The sequence below is a fragment of the Salinimicrobium sp. TH3 genome, from assembly GCF_026676115.1.
In the GTDB taxonomy this organism is placed as follows: Bacteria; Bacteroidota; Bacteroidia; order Flavobacteriales; family Flavobacteriaceae; genus Salinimicrobium.
The window spans coordinates 112,988-129,974 of the sequence record NZ_JAPONB010000003.1 but is presented as its reverse complement, the minus strand read 5'-3'; the positions used below and the strand labels follow the sequence as shown (position 1 = coordinate 129,974).

The window sequence follows — 16,987 nt, the reverse complement described above, 5'->3', positions numbered from 1 at the left end:
GCTATAAATATTTCGCTCCTCCGGAGCTTCCTATTCAGATGATTTGAAAACCGATCACTGAATATTGATCACTTCTTCGTCTTGATTCTTGTCCCTTGTTTCTTGACTCATGTTTTAAAGCCTCACGTCCAGCATGTCCTTACGAGCCTCTTCTAATGCCTGTTCTATATCGGCAATAAGATCTTCGGGTTCTTCAATACCTACAGAAAATCTCATAAGGTGATCACTAATCCCCTGCTCTGCCCTTTCTTGGGGCGTTAATAAACCATGAGAGGTTTTGGTTGGGAACAGGATGGTAGATTCTACCCCCGCAAGACTCATTGAAGGTTTTATAAGCCTTAGATAATTCATAAAGGTTTGAGAATTGATATCCTTCAGTTCAAAGGACATCATCCCTCCAAAGCCGTGCATTTGCTTTTTCGCCAGCTCATATCCTTCATGGGACGGAAGACCGGGATAGTAAACTTTTTTCACCAGCTCATTTCCCTCCAGGAATTCAGCAAGCTTTTGAGCGTTTTCATTCTGTGCCTTTACTCTTAATCCCATTGTTTTAAGACTGCGTTCCAGGAGCCATACGGTATAATCACTTAGACTGCCTCCAAAATTCTTCGCAAGCTGGAAGATCCTGTCCACATATTCTTCCGTAGAGATCACAGTTCCCGCCAGGATATCGCTATGCCCGCCCATATATTTTGTAGCCGAATGTATCACCACATCAATACCAAAGTCAATAGGATTCTGGTTAACCGGCGAAGCAAAGGTATTATCGATCATACTCACCAGCCCATGCTTCTTTGCGAGCTTCGCCACAGCTTCAATATCTGTAATGGTCAAAAGGGGATTGGACGGGGTCTCAATATAAATCACCTTTGTATTGTCCCGAACCTCTTTTTCAAAGGCTTCGGCAGAGAGGTCGTGCGCAAAGGAATATTCAATCCCGAATTTTTCGAATTCCTCCACTACCAGGTTACTGGTACCTCCATACAGGGTCCTTTGAAGTACCACATGGTCTCCCTTTTGTAAAAAGGCAAAAAGGGCGGTGCTTACTGCAGCCATTCCGCTTCCAAAGATAAGAGCAGCCTCCCCGTGTTCCAGTGCTGCCATTTTTTGGGCCAGTCCCCGTTGGTTTGGAGTGTTAAAGTAACGGGGATACCGCTTCACCTCTACATCTTCATAAGCATAAGAAGTTGACATAAATAGCGGGGATACAGCTCCCTTGAATTGTTCGTCCTTTACCTCTCCCACATGGGTACAGATGGTATTTAGACCTGGCTTTTTTTGATTCATAGTTGTTGGAAAAAAATTCTTCCCCAAGTTAAAATAAATACTGAAAAGACGGAGCACCAAAAGTGGCATTTTTGAAGGTCCTCTTTGGCAGGCCCTGTAAATTCTCAACACTTTCCTATCTTTACGTTATGAAAACCATCTTTAAGAACATTAAACAGCTCGTACAGGTGCGGGAGGAAACTCTCAAGCCTCTAAAAGGCAGTGAAATGAAGGAGCTCCCCGTGATTGACAACGCCTGGTTACTCGTGGAGGACGGTAAAATTGCCGACTTCGGAAAAATGCAGGATCTACCCTCTTTTGAAGGAATAGCTGAAGTTGATGCCTCCGGAAAGTTCCTTTTGCCGGGTTGGATCGACTCCCATACACACCTGGTCTACGCCGGAAACAGAGAACAGGAATTCATAGATCGCATCAACGGGCTCACTTATGAAGAAATTACTGAAAAAGGCGGAGGTATCCTAAATTCGGCAAAAAAGCTTCAGGAAACCTCCGAGGATGATCTTTACCTGCAATCGGCAAAGCGGCTTGAGGAGGTGATGAAAATGGGGACTACGGCCATTGAGATCAAATCGGGATACGGCCTGACCACAGAAGCCGAACTGAAGATGCTTAGGGTTATAAAAAAATTAAAGGATAATTACGATCTCCCCATTAAAGCGACATTTTTAGGAGCTCATGCCATTCCGCCGGAATATAAAAATGACAGGGACGGTTACCTCGACCTGCTCATCAATGAAATGATGCCAAAGATCGCCGAAGAGAAGCTGGCAGAATTTGTGGATATTTTCTGTGAAAAAGGCTATTTCAGCGTAGAAGACACCCACCGTGTCCTGGAGGCGGGACAAAAATACGGACTAAAACCAAAAATTCACGTCAACCAGTTCAATTCTATTGGCGGGATTAAAACAGCAGTAGCGCACAACGCTCTCTCTGTAGATCACCTGGAGGTGATGGAGCCCGACGATCTTGATGTATTGGAAGACAGCGAAACCATGCCTGTGGCTCTTCCCTCCTGCTCTCTTTTCCTGGGAATACCTTATACCCCTGCGCGGGATATTATTGAGGCGGGGTTACCTCTCGCTCTCGCAACCGATTACAACCCGGGAAGCACCCCAAACGGAAATATGAACCTGGTGATCTCCCTGGCCTGTATCAAAATGAAAATGAATCCCGAAGAAGCCATTAATGCAGCAACAATCAACGCGGCGTATGCGATGGATATTCTGGACACCCATGGCAGCATCACAAAAGGAAAGGCAGCAAACCTTATCCTCACAGATGAGATCCCCTCCTATGGATTCATGCCCTACTCCTTTGGTGCCAATCACATCAATTCGGTTTACATCAATGGAAAAAAGATCTAGATGAGCCAGCTCAGGTTTTATTCTGAAAAGCAGATACAAAAAATGATATCCCCCAGGCCCGGAGAAGTTAAGCTGGGGGAAAGGATAAGAATTGCTTCGGGACTTGAGGACCTCGAAAAAACTGATGCTCAATTTGTCATTTTCGGGATCCCCGAAGATGTTGGGGTCCGGGCGAATTATGGTAAACCGGGCACTTCTAATGCATGGGAGGATTTCCTGAAAGCCTTCCTCAATGTGCAGGAAAACAAATATAATTCAGGTGGAAAGATCCTGCTGCTTGGGGAGATCAATACTTCCGAAGTAATGCAAAAGGCAGGAAACATTGATGTTTCAGATCCTAATTATGTTAAGAAGCTTGGGGATCTTGTAGAGCAATTGGATTCCGCAGTAAGTGAGGTGGTCAAAAAGGTTATTTCTGCAGGGAAATTTCCCGTCATCATTGGCGGCGGCCATAATAATGCCTACGGAAATCTTAAAGGTGCCTCTGAAGCTTTTGGTCACCCCATCAACGTCCTGAACATTGATGCCCATACAGATCTTCGAAAACTGGAACATCGCCACAGCGGCAATGGTTTTAGCTATGCCCTCAAAAATGGCTTTTTAGAGAAGTATTCTGTTTTTGGACTTCAGCGTAATTATACTCCGCAATATATTTTTAATGACATGGATGCTTCCGAAGCATTTCATTACAGCCTGCTGGAGGAGCTTTTGCAAGAACAACGCACAGCAGCATTTCGAGACAATTTGGATTTTGTAAGGGAACAAAAATTTGGGCTGGAACTGGATTGTGACGCCATAGCAAACTTTCCCAGCAGTGCGGTTTCCCCCTCTGGCCTTACTTTAGACGAAGCCAGAGAGCTTATAAGAGAGGCAACAAAAGAAAAAAATTGTTGTTATCTTCACATTTGTGAAGCTGTGGCAAACGGTGCCTTTCCTACAGGAAAAGCCTTGAGTTTCCTTGTTACAGATTTTATAAAAGAGAGAAAATATGCATGAAACTATACAATATTATGTAGAACTGGCAGCATTAGTTATTGAGATTGCAGGAGTCCTGGTAATGATCATAGGGCCGTTTTTTGCACTTTGGCGCTACTTCTTTGAGCAACATGAGGATGGCAGTACCTACAGGACTTTTCGTCATGATCTGGGAAAAGCTATTCTTTTAGGTCTGGAATTTTTAGTCGCCGGGGATATCATCGCTACAGTAAGCACAGCTCCCACAATGGAAAATGTACTGGTCCTTGGGGTAATTGTATTAATAAGAACCTTTTTAAGTCTTTCATTACAGGTAGAACTTGAGGGGAAATGGCCCTGGCAGAAAAAAGAAATAGGAGGGTAATTAATGGAGATCATTTCATACGAAGCTCGGTACGCCGAAGACTTCCGGCAGCTGAATATTGAGTGGCTGGAAAAATATTTTTGGGTAGAACCCCATGATCAAGAGGTTTTAGGAAAACCGGGAAAGTATATCATAGAACCCGGAGGTAATATATTTTTTGTTCGTGAAGAGGAAAAAATTATTGGTACAGTGGCCCTTATGAAAATTGAGGACGGGATATTTGAATTGACAAAAATGGCTGTGGTACCGGCTGCACAGGGAAGAAGTATTGGCCAAAAACTCATGGAGCATACGCTCAATTTTGCACGTAGCAAGGGATGGAAAAAGCTCATCATTTATTCGAACCGTAAACTGGAGAATGCAATTCACATCTACAAAAAATACGGTTTTAAGGAAATTCCCTTAGGAGAGGGCAATCCATATTCCCGGGGTGACATTAAAATGGAGCTTCCGCTTTCTTAAAGTACTATTAAACCTGGGGCAAAAAGCTTCATTTTTAAGTAGTTTTATGTAAAACCATATAATTATGAAGCGAATTTTAATTTTACTTATAGCCCCTGTGTTTCTTTTTTCCTGCAAAAATGAAAACCGGGAAGAACCTGTTGTTACCGAAGAAGAGGTAATGGAAGGCGAAACTGCAGCAAACACTAACGAGGACCAAATAGATATTCATCCCATTTCTCATGCGACGGCTGTGATAAATTGGGGAGAGACGACAATCTACCTCGACCCGGTGGGAGGAGCTGAAGCTTTTGCCGGAATGGACCAGGCCGACATGGTCCTCCTTACCGATATCCACAGCGATCATATGAATGCCGAAACCCTGGCAGCCTTGAATTTAACCAATGTTCCCATCATTGCACCCCAGGCCGTAAAAGATGAGCTGCCCGATTCTTTAGGGACTAAGCTTACGGTGATGAACAATGGAGAGACTTTAGATCAAAAGGGTATCTCTATTGAGGCCATTCCTATGTACAACCTGCGGGAGGAAGCAAAGCAATTTCACCCAAAGGGACGCGGAAATGGATATTTACTTGAAAAAGACGGCAAGAGACTTTATATAGCCGGTGACACCGAAGATATCCCGGAGATGAGAAATCTTGAAAACATTGATATTGCCCTGGTGCCAATGAATTTACCATACACCATGCCAGTGGATGCGGCAGCAGATGCTGTCATTGAGTTCGCACCCCAAAAAGTTTATCCGTACCACTTTCGAGGAAAGGACGGCAAGGCAGATGTGGAACAATTTAAAAAACTGGTAAACGAGGGTAATCCCAATGTGGAAGTAATATTAGCTAACTGGTATCCGGGGGATTAAGTGATCAGTGGTCAGTCTTCAGTCGTCAGACAAACCTGAAACCTTGAACCTTGAACCTGGAACCTGAAACCTGGAACCTGAACCTGAAACCTTGAACCTGGAACCTGGAACCTGGAACCTGGAACCTGGAACCTTGAACCTTGAACCTTGAACAAAACAAGAGCCTCAAAAATGGCATTTTTGAGGCTCTTGTTTTTTCTATCTTACCAGCTTTTTGTACTTAATTCTTTTTGGGGTGACATCTCCCAGGCGTTTCTTTTTATTCTCCTCATATTCAGAGAAACTGCCTTCAAAGAAATAGACCTCAGAGTTTCCTTCAAAAGCCAGGATATGGGTACACACCCTGTCCATAAACCAACGGTCGTGGGAAATGATCACCGCACAACCGGCGAAATTCTCCAATCCCTCTTCCAGGGCCCGCAAAGTATTTACGTCAAGATCGTTGGTAGGCTCATCCAAAAGCAACACGTTCCCTTCTTCCTTCAACGTCATTGCAAGGTGAAGACGGTTTCTTTCCCCACCGGAAAGTTTACTGACTTTTTTATTTTGTTCACTTCCGCTAAAGTTGAACCTGCTTAAATAGGCTCTTGAATTTACCTGGCGGCCACCCATCATAATCAACTCCTGCTCATCGCTAAAGTTCTGCCAAATGGTCTTTTCAGGATCGATATTGGAATGGCTTTGATCTACATAAGCTATTTTTGCTGTCTCTCCCACTTCAAAGGTTCCCTTATCGGGTTTTTCCTCTCCCATGATCATTTTGAAAATGGTGGTCTTACCTGCACCGTTAGGCCCTATAATTCCCACGATTCCCGCTTGAGGGAGCTTAAAGTTTAGATCGTCATAGAGCAGCTTGTCACCAAACGCCTTACTTACACCTTTGGCCTCGATCACGTTTGTTCCCAGGCGCGGGCCATTTGGAATGTAAATTTCCAACTGCTCGTCCATTTGCTTTTGATCCTGGCTAAGGAGTTTATCATAGTTGTTTAGACGGGCTTTTTGCTTTGCCTGCCTTCCCTTTGGCGCCATACGCGACCATTCAAGCTCTCGCTCCAGGGTCTTTTGGCGTTTACTTGCCTGTTTTTGTTCCTGTGCAAGACGTTTTGCTTTCTGGTCTAACCACGAAGAGTAGTTTCCTTTCCAGGGGATACCCTCTCCCCTGTCCAGCTCAAGGATCCATCCTGCAACATTATCAAGGAAGTAACGGTCGTGAGTTACAGCAATCACTGTACCTTTATATTGCTGAAGGTGTTGTTCCAGCCACAATACAGATTCTGCATCCAGGTGGTTGGTTGGCTCATCAAGCAGCAACACATCTGGCTCCTGAAGCAGAAGTCGGCATAACGCCACCCTTCTTCTTTCCCCTCCTGAAAGTACTCCTATCTTTTTATCAGAGTCGGGAGTTCTCAATGCATCCATCGCGATTTCAAGCTTTGTATCAAGCTCCCAGGCATTGCTGGCGTCAATTTGATCCTGCAGCGCAGCCTGCTTATCCATAAGTTTCTGCATCTTATCGGGATCCTCATACACCTCAGGTAGACCAAACATATCGTTGATCTTATTATATTCTTCCAGGATGGCAACAGTTTCGGCTGCACCTTCCTTCACCACCTCAAGTACTGTCTTATCCTCATCCAGTTCGGGCTCCTGCTCCAGCATTCCCACGGTATAGCCAGGAGCAAAAACAACATCTCCCTGGTAATTCTTTTCCTTTCCTGCTATGATATTTAGAAGGGTGGATTTACCTGAACCGTTTAGCCCTAGGATACCTATTTTGGCTCCATAAAAGAAGCTCAAATAGATATTTTTTAAAACCGGCGTATTCTCTCCTTTGTATGTCTTTGTTAACCCCGACATGGAGAAAATTACTTTCTTATCATCTGCCATAAATTTTGTTTTTCTTATTGTTTTCTGAAGGTTTCATGAACCTCCCTGTAATTCTAATTAACAGACAAATATCACAATTTTAGAATTGATTTTAAGGCTGCCGCGGAATAATTTCAGGAAGAATGTAGTCCCAGGTGCCTTAGAAGAATTAAAAGCTGCCCGCTGTGATAAGCCGTGTGCTCAATCACCAATAAGATCTCCCTTATAAAGGTATGGTCACCACCTGAAGGTACAGTTCCCAGAAGATCTGTTTCTTTAGAAAGTACAAGAGCTTCCAACTCCTCCCTATCTTTAAGATATTCCGATTTTAGTTGATCCCAGGAGCTTTCACTTTCTGGCTGCGGGTGATCGGGCCAGTAATCCAGGGGCCAATCGGGGGATTTGTAATTTTCCCTTCTACAGTATTCTAAAATGTCATTTTGAGTGAACTTTATATGGTAAAAGATCTCGTAAAATGAATAGGGAAGTCCCGCCGGTCTCTTTCCGAGTTCAGAAAAAGGGATCTTTTTAAAGATTTCCTCCAAAGGCATAAAAGCCTCACCTCCACGAAGATGTTTCCGCAATATTTTCTTCATATTAACTTCTGAGTCCATAAAAATTCAAATTGTTTTCTACAAATTACTCATTAATGGGTATTGCAGCCTCTTTAATAATAAAATATATTTCCTTTTCAATTAAAATTATTCATCATGGGGAAAATTAGAACTACTTCATTTTGTTATCTATTGCTGGCTGCCATGCTGTTTCAGTACAACTTTGCACAGGCTCAAACAGATACCCCTGTAGAAAGGGATTATAAGGTGAGACCGGTGCGCCTGGGTCTTAAATTAGGATTTCCCAATATGGTTGGAGGAAATGTTGAATATGTCACGCCTCTTTTAAACGACAAACTTGCAGTAAGTCTGGATTATTCCACAATTAAATCTGACTGGTTTCTCTCTGAGGAAGAATCTAGTGGCACAGAAACTAAAGAGCTCAATTACTCTTACCTGGAAGGAGGTATCAACTATTACTTTTTTAAAGCAGGGAAAGGCTTGTACGCCGGGGTGAGTTATAACCAGTTAAATTTTGACGGCGAAACAGTTGTTACCCGTGAAGGCCAACAGGGAACGGGAAATATTGATTACAAACACAATACCTTCAATATTAAACTGGGAGCTAAACTTGGAGGCCTTTTTTACTTTCGTCCCGAAGTTGGCTACTCCTTCTCCTCTCTTCCCAAAACAATCGATTACCAGATTAAATACCCTGACGGAACAACCGAAACAGACATTTACGACTTTAGCGAGCAATTAGCATCTGCCGATATACTCTTTAACGGGCTTATAGCAAATATTGGATTTGGCTTCGCCTTTTGATATCCGCCATCAAAAAAGGAGGCTGTCTGAAAAGCATGAAATACGTCATCCTGAATTTATTTCAGGATCTTAACCAATAAAAAGTCACAATCAATTAGAAGCTGAAACAAGTTCAGCTTGACGAAAAATGGCTTTTTCAGACAGCCTCTTTTACTGAAGCAAAAAACCTATTGAAAATTAATATTTTACACTCTCCCCTTAAGCGCATTGAAGGCCCATGACACAATAAAGAAACCTATTCCGGCTGTGGAGAAACCTATAGCATAGTCCCTGTATTTTAAAACTCCCAGTAAAACAAGGGCTATTCCTACCAGGAGCATGCAAAAGGATGCCCACCCAAAAATCGTATTTTTATTCATTCCCATAATAGCAGCAAGTAGTTAATTGTATGGCAGTCTTCACCAAATGGAGGCAAAAGTAATATTTGTGGAATAAGCTCTCCTATGACAAATATCGTGTTTTTATATCTTTTTATAAAGATTTTTAGTTGCAGGGTTTTTGTATTTTAGCATCCATTGAAAAAATTGCAGTGTTTGGAGTTAGCCAAATCCTTGCAAGATAAACCTGATAACCGACTATTAGCTCTTATAAATGGATATTGAATTCAACAAGAACGAAGACCACAACAAATTATTAGTTTCAGATCTTAATCAGCGCCTAAAGAAGGTAAAACTTGGAGGTGGAGAAAAGCGAATCGCCAAACATCACGCCAAGGGAAAAATGACTGCTCGGGAAAGGGTGGATTATTTACTCGATGATGCAAAAGAGGCCATAGAAATAGGTGCTTTTGTAGGTGAAGGAATGTATGAAGAGCACGGCGGCTGCCCAAGTGGTGGTGTTATTGTAAAGATTGGGAAAATATCGGGCAAACAATGTATTGTTGTTGCTAATGACGCCACTGTGAAAGCAGGTGCATGGTTCCCAATTACCGCAAAGAAAAACCTAAGAGCCCAGGAGATCTCCATAGAAAACCGGCTGCCTATAATCTACCTGGTGGATTCTGCCGGAGTTTACCTGCCAATGCAGGATGAAATTTTTCCCGACAAAGAACACTTTGGAAGGATTTTTAGGAACAATGCCGTAATGAGCAGCATGGGAATTACCCAGATCTCTGCCGTTATGGGCAGTTGTGTTGCGGGCGGTGCATACCTGCCAATTATGAGTGATGAGGCTCTTATCGTGGAGAAAACCGGAAGTATTTTCCTTGCAGGAAGTTACCTCGTTAAGGCTGCCATTGGTGAATCTATCGATAATGAAACCCTTGGCGGGGCCACTACTCACAGTGAAATTAGCGGGGTTACAGATTATAAATCCAAAGATGATAAAGATGCTCTAGAAACCATTAAAGGTTTAATTGACAAGATTGGAGATAGCGACAAAGCAGGATATAACCGTAAAAAACCGGTAAAACCGGCAAAAGATCAAAAGGATATCTATGGGATACTTCCAAAGCAGCGCAATGAGCAATATGACATGCGGGAAATTATTGAGCGACTTATAGATAATTCTGAATTTCAGGAATATAAAGAAGGGTATGGCCAGACAATCATCACCGGTTATGCCAGGATTGACGGGTGGGCTGTTGGTATAGTTGCCAACCAGCGCAAAATCGTCAAAAGTGCTAAAAAAGAGATGCAGTTTGGGGGAGTGATCTATTCAGACTCGGCCGATAAAGCTACCCGCTTCATCGCAAACTGTAATCAAAAGAAAATTCCGCTGGTGTTTCTTCAGGATGTCACCGGGTTTATGGTGGGAAGTAAGAGTGAACATGGCGGAATCATAAAAGACGGAGCAAAAATGGTGAATGCCGTGAGTAATTCGGTAGTTCCCAAATTCACTGTAATTATTGGAAATTCCTACGGAGCAGGTAATTACGCGATGTGTGGAAAAGCCTATGACCCGCGTCTTATTTTCGCCTGGCCAAGTGCCGAACTTGCCGTTATGGGTGGTACACAGGCGGCAAAAGTGCTTGCGCAAATAGAAACTGCTGCGATGGAAAAGAAGGGTGAAAAGGTAGATGCAGAGAAAGAGAAGAAAGTCTTCGAGGAGATCAAGGCCAGATACGACAGGCAAACTTCAGCATATTACGCTGCCGCACATTTATGGACAGATGCTGTGATCGATCCCCTGGATACAAGAAAATGGATCTCAACGGGAATTGAAGCAGCAAACCATGCGCCTATTGAAAAAGATTTTAACCTGGGAGTGATACAAACATAATTTCATGAAGAATTTTCTTTCAGTAATATGCTTTTTTTTAGTTTTTTCGGGTTTTGCCCAGGATACTCTGGTGACACATAAGACCAGGAAGTTATTGAGCATAAGCCATTTTAGAAGCCACGGCATTGCATTAACGAAAGAGGATTCCCTTAATTGGGTTTTTCATAAAAACGACACCCTTGTACCGGTTGAAAATTTTCCTTCTGAAGGGTTAAATAAGGTCAAGGTCCGTTATGAGCCACGGAATGAAGAATTTCTGAAAATATATAAACCGGCGGTATTTGGGCATACGGAAGAACTTCAGGAGAAATCTACCATCAAAGTCTGGAAAGACCCCATAAAATTGTTTTTTGACCCTTCTGTTCCTGAAGCTCACAGGAAAGAATTACTTCAGTTTTCTGAAGAAGTAGCTACAGGAATAGATTCCCTTAGAGTTACTGAAGTGCAGGAAAGGGCAAAATCAAACTTTCTTGTGTTCTACAGAAATTCAGAAGAAGATTTTGATCAAGAGCAACGCATAAGCAACAACAGGAATTCGGGTTTCTATGTAAGCTGGAATGGAAAACAGCAGATCAACCGAGGAGTAATAAAGGTCAATGCTTATAAAGTTTATCAGGAAAAAGACCAGCTGGACCTTTTAAAATATCATTTTTTTAAGGCCCTGGGTTACTTTCATTTCTCTCCAAAAATTCCATGTAAAGGATATCTCTCAGGCTGTCCTGTAAAACGGGAACTGCTCTCCGAAGATCTTGATGTCTTAAAATATCACTATTCGTACGGAATGTGCAAAGGAATTGACATGGAGTCTTTCGATAAGATCCATAGGGATTCAAGAAAAACACTTGAAGAACATCCAGATGCAGAGATATTCTTAGTGCACCAAAACTAAACCTTCAAAAATGCGATTTTTCACCTCCTTTATTTTAATTTTATTTCTTGCAGCTGCTCCTATACAGGCACAGGTTGTCACCAACAAAAGCCAGTTCACTGAAGCAGATACACTGCGGGGTTCCCTACGAGCCGAAAGGAACTATGACGTCCTTAAGTACAACCTGCAGGTAAAAGTTGTTCCAGAAGAGAAGTACATTTCGGGCTTTAACGGCATTACCTTTAAAGCTGAAGACAGTTTGCCGTTAATGCAGGTGGATCTTTTCAGGAATATGAAGGTGGATTCAATCCTTTTCCGCGGAAAAAAAATGAAATACGAGCGCAGGCATGATGCTGTATTCATTGATCTGGTGCCGAAAATGGAAAAAAGTGAAATTGATTCTATTCAGTTTTTCTATTCAGGAAATCCAATAGTTGCTAAAAATGCTCCCTGGGATGGGGGTTTTGTGTTTGAAAAGGATCAACAGGGTAACTCATGGATCGCAGTTGCCGTACAGGGTACAGGGGCAAGTCTCTGGTATCCCAACAAAGATCACCAGAGCGATGAACCCGAAGAAGCGCTTATTGGAATTGCAGTCCCCAATGAACTCATGAATGTTTCCAATGGCCGGTTTTTAGGGAAAGAGGTTCTCGATAACGGCTACACCCGTTGGAACTGGAAGGTGAACAACCCCATCAATAATTACAATATTGTTCTGAATATAGGCAATTACGTACATTTTAAAGATAAGTTTCGCCACCTCGACCTGGACTATTACGTTCTTCCCTACAACCTGGAAAAGGCGAAAAAACAATTTGAGGAAGTAAAGTTCATGATGAACTGCTTCTATGAAAAGTTTGGGGCTTACCCTTTTGAAGAGGACGGGTTTAAACTTGTGGAAACTCCCTACCTCGGGATGGAACATCAAAGCGCAGTGGCCTATGGGAATGAATACAAACTAGGCTACCTGGGCAACGACCTGAGCGGTACAGGAATTGGCCTAAAATGGGATTTTATCATTATCCATGAAACAGGTCATGAGTGGTTTGGAAACAGCATAACAGCAAAAGATATTGCCGATATGTGGATTCATGAAGGCTTCACCTCCTATTCTGAAGCTGTTTACATAGAGTGCCGCTGGGGAAAAGAGGAAGCTCTTGAATATCTACAGGGCATAAGAAACAATATTGGCAACACAAAAAAGATAATTGGCACCTATGGAGTGAACAGTGAAGGCTCCGGGGACATGTATTATAAAGGAGCCAACCTTTTGAACACCATAAGGAGTATTTACAATGATGACGAATGGTGGTGGAAAACCTTAAAAGATTATACAAAAAGCAATCGCCACAAGATCATTACCACCCAAACTACCGAAGATTTTTTCAATGCTGCCATTGATTACGACCTGCAGCCGGTATTCGATCAATATCTAAGACACGCCTCCATACCCGAGTTACAATTTAAAAAAGAGGAAGGCGAGATTTTCTATAAATGGCAAGCCGATGTTGAGGGCTTTGATATGCCTGTAGATATTTTGATCAAAGGGAAAGAGACCCGGATTTACCCGACTCAAAAATGGCAAAAAATGGAGCAACAGGTAAATTCTCCAGAAGAATTACAGGTTAAAGAGAAAGAGTTTTACATCAAGAGAAAAAACCTGAAACAGGTTTGAAAAATGATATTTTTGCCACCCTTACAAATTCCTTTCTCAAAAAAATTTAGTTTAAATAACTAATTTTCAGTAAATTATAACTTCAAAATCCTGAGGTTATGATGACGATCAAATCTTTAAACAAATGGGCCAATGCGCATACTTATTATCCGCTTGACCTTTTGAGAGTAGCATTGGGTATCTTTTTCTTCCTTAAAGGAATACAATTTATTTCTCAAACCCACATGCTTACCGAACTTATTGAGCCATTAAAAGGATATGGCGGGGTAATGCTGGTTATACATTATATCGCACCCGTTCACCTGGTAGGTGGTGTTCTTATTGCTTTTGGACTTCTTACCCGCTGGGCTCTTGTAGCACAATTACCAATCCTCATTGGCGCTGTGTTAATTAACTTTATGGGAATTATGGAGGTGACCAATTTACTGCTGGCAACATTGGTATTTGCCGCAACCATATTTTTTATTTTCTATGGTGCGGGCAAGCACTCGGCAGACTACTATTTTAAAATGCAGATGTAGCCTAGGTTATCCTGCTTTTAAGGGTGTTGGCGCGGTGTATCTTGCCATTGGCAGTTTCTTCAAATTTCTCTACAAAGTAAATCTTTTTAGGGACTTCAAATTTTCCGAGTTTGCGGCAGGCCTTGATCTCTCTTTCCAGATTGTTCAACGCAGTTTCTGAAAATTCACTTTCTACCATCAAGACCAGTTTTTCCCCAAGTGCAGGATCTGGCAGGGAGGTCACAAAGAACCTGTGTGCAATGATAGGTGCCAATTTTGCCTCGATCTCTTCAGGATAAAGTTTCACTCCTCCGGAATTTATCAGGTTGTCTATTCTCCCCTTCCAGATGAATTTATTTTCAGAAATTAACTCTACCACGTCATTTGTAATCAGCGTTTTATCAGATAACTGTGGTGCCTCAATGATAAGGCAATCCCTTTCATCAATATCGATCTTCACATTTGGAAGTGTTGTAAATGGCAATGGCTCTTCAAGTTTCTTACCCCTGGCATTCACATTGCGGGCAGCAATATGAGAAACAGTTTCTGTCATTCCGTAAGTTTCGTAGACCTTAGTGTTTATACCCTGTACCAAATTGCGAAGATTACTTGAAACGGCTCCCCCTCCAACTATTAGTTTTTTAATAAGATGTAGCCGGCTAAGGGAATTATCCAGCTGGAATGGGGTCATGGCGCAAAAGTCATATATTTTAAATATGCGGTCAAGAGGATTAGCCTTGGGTAGCTCCAGGTCAAGCTTCCAACCCAGAAGCATAGCCCGTACCAGCATCATTTTACCGGCAATAAAATTTGTGGGAAGGCAATGTAGCGCAGTAGTACCCGGCCCCAGATCAAAGAACTTCCCGGTTGACCTTGCGCTGTTGACCATTTGCTGCTTCTTAATCGAAATCACCTTGGGAGGCCCCGTGGAACCGGAAGTTTTTACCTCGATATAATCTTTGTCATTAAGCCAGTCAAGCAGAAAATTTCCCGCCTGACCTTCATATGGTTCCCCTTCCTTAATAAGACTATAGGCTACCGCAGCCAGTTCTTCATTGGTATAGTAGAGACCATTAAGCCTAAACTGGGGATGTGTTTCCGGTAAACTGAATTTAGTTTCCATAACTCTAGTCATATTTAACGCTTAAATGCTAAAGTTAACGAATTGTTCAGAACAAATTAAATCTCTTCAGGATAGTTTATGGTTTGCGGCGGACTCACCTTTCCAAAAATCCTTTCCTTCCAGTTATTCCACCTATAGGTTCTTGCCATTAGAAAAAGAAAGACAGGATAAACAACCAGAAGTGGAACAAGAATATCCCATCCCGCCGAAGGATCTGAAACATCTTTTAATACAGAATTAGTTTGAAATGCAGTCCAGTCGGCCGTAATTAATAGTGCTCCAATAAGGTTATTACCTGCGTGGAAACCCAGGGCCAGTTCCATCCCTTCGTCCATAAGTGTCATTATGCCCAGTAGAAAACCGGTACCAATATAATATGCCATAATAATGTATCCCAGTTTCTCAACCTCGGGATTGAAAATATGCATGCCTCCAAAGATCACAGAAGTTATCACTAGTGGCAACCACCTGTTTCCGGCTAAAACACCTATTCCCTGCATAAGGTAGCCTCTAAAAAGGTATTCTTCAAAACTGGTTTGCAATGGGACCATGATTAGAGCAATAGCTACAAGAATAAGAAAGGGAACCGTTTTAAAATTCCAAAGATAATCCTCGGGTTGCATGTTATAATCAACAATTGTGGTAACAAGTGAAAAAACGGCAACTATACTAAATCCAAAGAAAAACCTTCCCCAGTCCACTTTTTTTCGCGAAGTGGTAACGTCTTTGATCTTTTGTTCATGCAGGAATTTAACGACGAAAAAAAGTGTTGCCAGGCCTACAGCAAAGGACAGTAACAAAAAGAAAAATGTAAGATTTGAATCCAGGACCTGCATCATTTCCCCCTGGGTAAGTGTAAACACCTGGGGTCCTGCCTCAAGAACAAGAAGGCCCAACCACGGTAAAAACCCAAATAACTGCCACCCCAAAAAAATGATGATAACACCAATTAGATATCGCCACCATTCGGTTTTTGCTTTATAAGCTAATTTAATAAACATGATAAAATCTATAGGTTAAAATTCCATTTGTTGGAGGGTTGGCACCACAAATTTCCTTTCCTCACTTCAAGAGGAGAACTAAAGTTGTTGGTATACAAACCTCCTGTACCAAGGCCTTGTGGCATTGGATTTTCTAGCTTGAACGTATATTGTGCTATGGCATTTAACCCTACATTACTCTCCAGTGCACTGGTGATCCACCAATCGGTCTCCCTTGAGACCAGTAATTCTATCCACTCATTTGTTCCTTTTATACCACCTATTAAACTGGGTTTAAAAATTACATACTGTGGTTTTATTGTTTGTAAAAGCTCCCTCTTTTCTGTTACACCTGTCACTCCAATTAATTCCTCATCCAGTGCTATGGCTAGCGGGCTGGCTTCACAAAGTTTTGCCATTTCATGCGGTTGCCCTTGTTTAATGGGCTGCTCAATACTGTGAAGTTCCAGTTCACTAAGACGCTTCAGTTTTTCAAGGGCTTCAGAAGGCTCAAAAGCCCCGTTGGCATCTACCCTTATTTCTATTTCTTCCGAAGTGAATTCACGCCTTATGAACTTCAGCAATTTAATTTCAGTTTCGAAATCAATGGCGCCAATTTTCAGCTTTATACACCTGAAGCCATCTTCTATCTTCTCAACAATTTGTTGCTTCATGAACTCCTCCTCTCCCATCCAAACCAGTCCATTGATAGGAATAGAGGCATTACCCTGGGTAAAGTTTGAAGGAAACAGTAGAAAAGGATCTTTAGCAGCCAGCGACTTGAAAGCCATTTCTACTCCAAACTGTATACTGGGGAATTCCCTTAGCTCCTCCCACAATCTTTCTTCCCCCAGATCAATATTTTCGCATACCCATTTAAGCTTTTTCTCATAGTCGGGGCGGTCATCGTAACTAAGACTTCTTAAAATTCCGCACTCCCCTATTCCTGTTTTACCGTCCTGATTCAGAATTAAGAACCAGGTCTCTTTTTGTGTAAGGACGCCCCGGGAAGTACCACTGGGGCGTTTAAAATTTAGAATGTATTTATGATAATTTGCCTGCACA

The 16,987-nt window shown here is 42.2% G+C and carries 17 protein-coding genes; 10 read left to right on the top strand and 7 right to left on the bottom strand.

Translation table 11 applies throughout. The annotated features are described in order from the left end of the window. Positions 1–114: 114 nt before the first annotated feature. Positions 115–1,287 (bottom strand): trans-sulfuration enzyme family protein, encoded by a 1,173-nt coding sequence (locus OU683_RS06340; RefSeq protein WP_268136382.1) that lies wholly within the window; start codon positions 1,285–1,287, stop codon positions 115–117. A 128-nt stretch (positions 1,288–1,415) separates the two neighbouring features. On the opposite strand from OU683_RS06340, the gene hutI reads away from it, so the two are divergent. The 5 genes from hutI (at position 1,416) to OU683_RS06315 (ending at position 5,311) form a co-directional block, all read left to right on the top strand. Next, positions 1,416–2,651: an imidazolonepropionase gene (hutI, locus tag OU683_RS06335; protein WP_268136379.1), complete on the top strand. Its 1,236-nt coding sequence runs from the start codon at positions 1,416–1,418 to the stop codon at positions 2,649–2,651. Further along, positions 2,652–3,647 carry a formimidoylglutamase gene (locus OU683_RS06330; RefSeq protein ID WP_268136377.1) on the top strand — a complete coding sequence of 332 codons (996 nt, stop codon included), beginning with the start codon at positions 2,652–2,654 and terminating at the stop codon, positions 3,645–3,647. Beyond that, positions 3,640–3,990, top strand: coding sequence for a DUF1622 domain-containing protein (locus OU683_RS06325; protein WP_268136375.1), 351 nt, complete (start codon positions 3,640–3,642; stop codon positions 3,988–3,990). The genes OU683_RS06330 and OU683_RS06325 overlap by 8 nt, the downstream gene beginning before the upstream one ends. A gap of 3 nt (positions 3,991–3,993) precedes the next feature. Then, on the top strand, positions 3,994–4,452 hold the full coding sequence (locus tag OU683_RS06320; protein WP_268136373.1) for a GNAT family N-acetyltransferase: 459 nt from the start codon (positions 3,994–3,996) through the stop codon (positions 4,450–4,452). Positions 4,453–4,516: 64 nt separating this feature from the next. Beyond that, complete coding sequence (locus OU683_RS06315) at positions 4,517–5,311, top strand: MBL fold metallo-hydrolase (RefSeq protein WP_268136371.1); 795 nt, start codon at positions 4,517–4,519, stop codon at positions 5,309–5,311. 198 nt (positions 5,312–5,509) lie between these two features. Here OU683_RS06315 and ettA read toward each other — a convergent pair whose 3' ends face one another. Both ettA and OU683_RS06305 read right to left on the bottom strand, forming a co-directional pair. Beyond that, positions 5,510–7,198 (bottom strand): energy-dependent translational throttle protein EttA, encoded by a 1,689-nt coding sequence (ettA, locus tag OU683_RS06310; protein WP_268136369.1) that lies wholly within the window; start codon positions 7,196–7,198, stop codon positions 5,510–5,512. A 113-nt stretch (positions 7,199–7,311) separates the two neighbouring features. Beyond that, positions 7,312–7,791 carry a DinB family protein gene (locus OU683_RS06305; RefSeq protein WP_268136367.1) on the bottom strand — a complete coding sequence of 160 codons (480 nt, stop codon included), beginning with the start codon at positions 7,789–7,791 and terminating at the stop codon, positions 7,312–7,314. Positions 7,792–7,887: 96 nt separating this feature from the next. Between OU683_RS06305 and OU683_RS06300 the strand changes: the two genes are divergently transcribed. Then, complete coding sequence (locus OU683_RS06300; protein ID WP_268136365.1) at positions 7,888–8,556, top strand: hypothetical protein; 669 nt, start codon at positions 7,888–7,890, stop codon at positions 8,554–8,556. A gap of 185 nt (positions 8,557–8,741) precedes the next feature. On the opposite strand, the gene OU683_RS06295 is transcribed toward OU683_RS06300, so the two are convergent. Further along, positions 8,742–8,921, bottom strand: a complete 180-nt coding sequence (locus tag OU683_RS06295; protein WP_029033564.1) for a CAL67264 family membrane protein — start codon at positions 8,919–8,921, stop codon at positions 8,742–8,744. Between the two features lie 226 nt (positions 8,922–9,147). On the opposite strand from OU683_RS06295, the gene OU683_RS06290 reads away from it, so the two are divergent. From OU683_RS06290 to OU683_RS06275, 4 genes are all read left to right on the top strand, one after another. Next, positions 9,148–10,776 (top strand): acyl-CoA carboxylase subunit beta, encoded by a 1,629-nt coding sequence (locus OU683_RS06290; protein ID WP_268136363.1) that lies wholly within the window; start codon positions 9,148–9,150, stop codon positions 10,774–10,776. Between the two features lie 4 nt (positions 10,777–10,780). Beyond that, positions 10,781–11,665 carry a hypothetical protein gene (locus tag OU683_RS06285; protein ID WP_268136361.1) on the top strand — a complete coding sequence of 295 codons (885 nt, stop codon included), beginning with the start codon at positions 10,781–10,783 and terminating at the stop codon, positions 11,663–11,665. Between the two features lie 10 nt (positions 11,666–11,675). Continuing rightward, positions 11,676–13,319, top strand: a complete 1,644-nt coding sequence (locus tag OU683_RS06280) for a M1 family metallopeptidase (protein ID WP_268136359.1) — start codon at positions 11,676–11,678, stop codon at positions 13,317–13,319. Between the two features lie 98 nt (positions 13,320–13,417). Continuing rightward, the gene (locus tag OU683_RS06275) at positions 13,418–13,840 is read left to right on the top strand and encodes a DoxX family protein (RefSeq protein WP_268136357.1); all 423 of its coding nucleotides are present in this window, start codon (positions 13,418–13,420) and stop codon (positions 13,838–13,840) included. Between the two features lies 1 nt (position 13,841). Here OU683_RS06275 and OU683_RS06270 read toward each other — a convergent pair whose 3' ends face one another. The 3 genes from OU683_RS06270 to OU683_RS06260 are packed head-to-tail and all read right to left on the bottom strand — an operon-like array spanning position 13,842 to position 16,986. Beyond that, a complete protein-coding gene (locus tag OU683_RS06270) occupies positions 13,842–14,942 on the bottom strand; it encodes an AMP-binding protein (RefSeq protein WP_268136355.1) in 1,101 nt (366 codons plus the stop codon). 56 nt (positions 14,943–14,998) lie between these two features. Then, a complete protein-coding gene (locus OU683_RS06265) occupies positions 14,999–15,943 on the bottom strand; it encodes a CPBP family intramembrane glutamic endopeptidase (RefSeq protein ID WP_268136353.1) in 945 nt (314 codons plus the stop codon). A gap of 8 nt (positions 15,944–15,951) precedes the next feature. Continuing rightward, positions 15,952–16,986 carry an o-succinylbenzoate synthase gene (locus OU683_RS06260; protein ID WP_268136351.1) on the bottom strand — a complete coding sequence of 345 codons (1,035 nt, stop codon included), beginning with the start codon at positions 16,984–16,986 and terminating at the stop codon, positions 15,952–15,954. Between the last annotated feature and the right edge of the window lies 1 nt (position 16,987).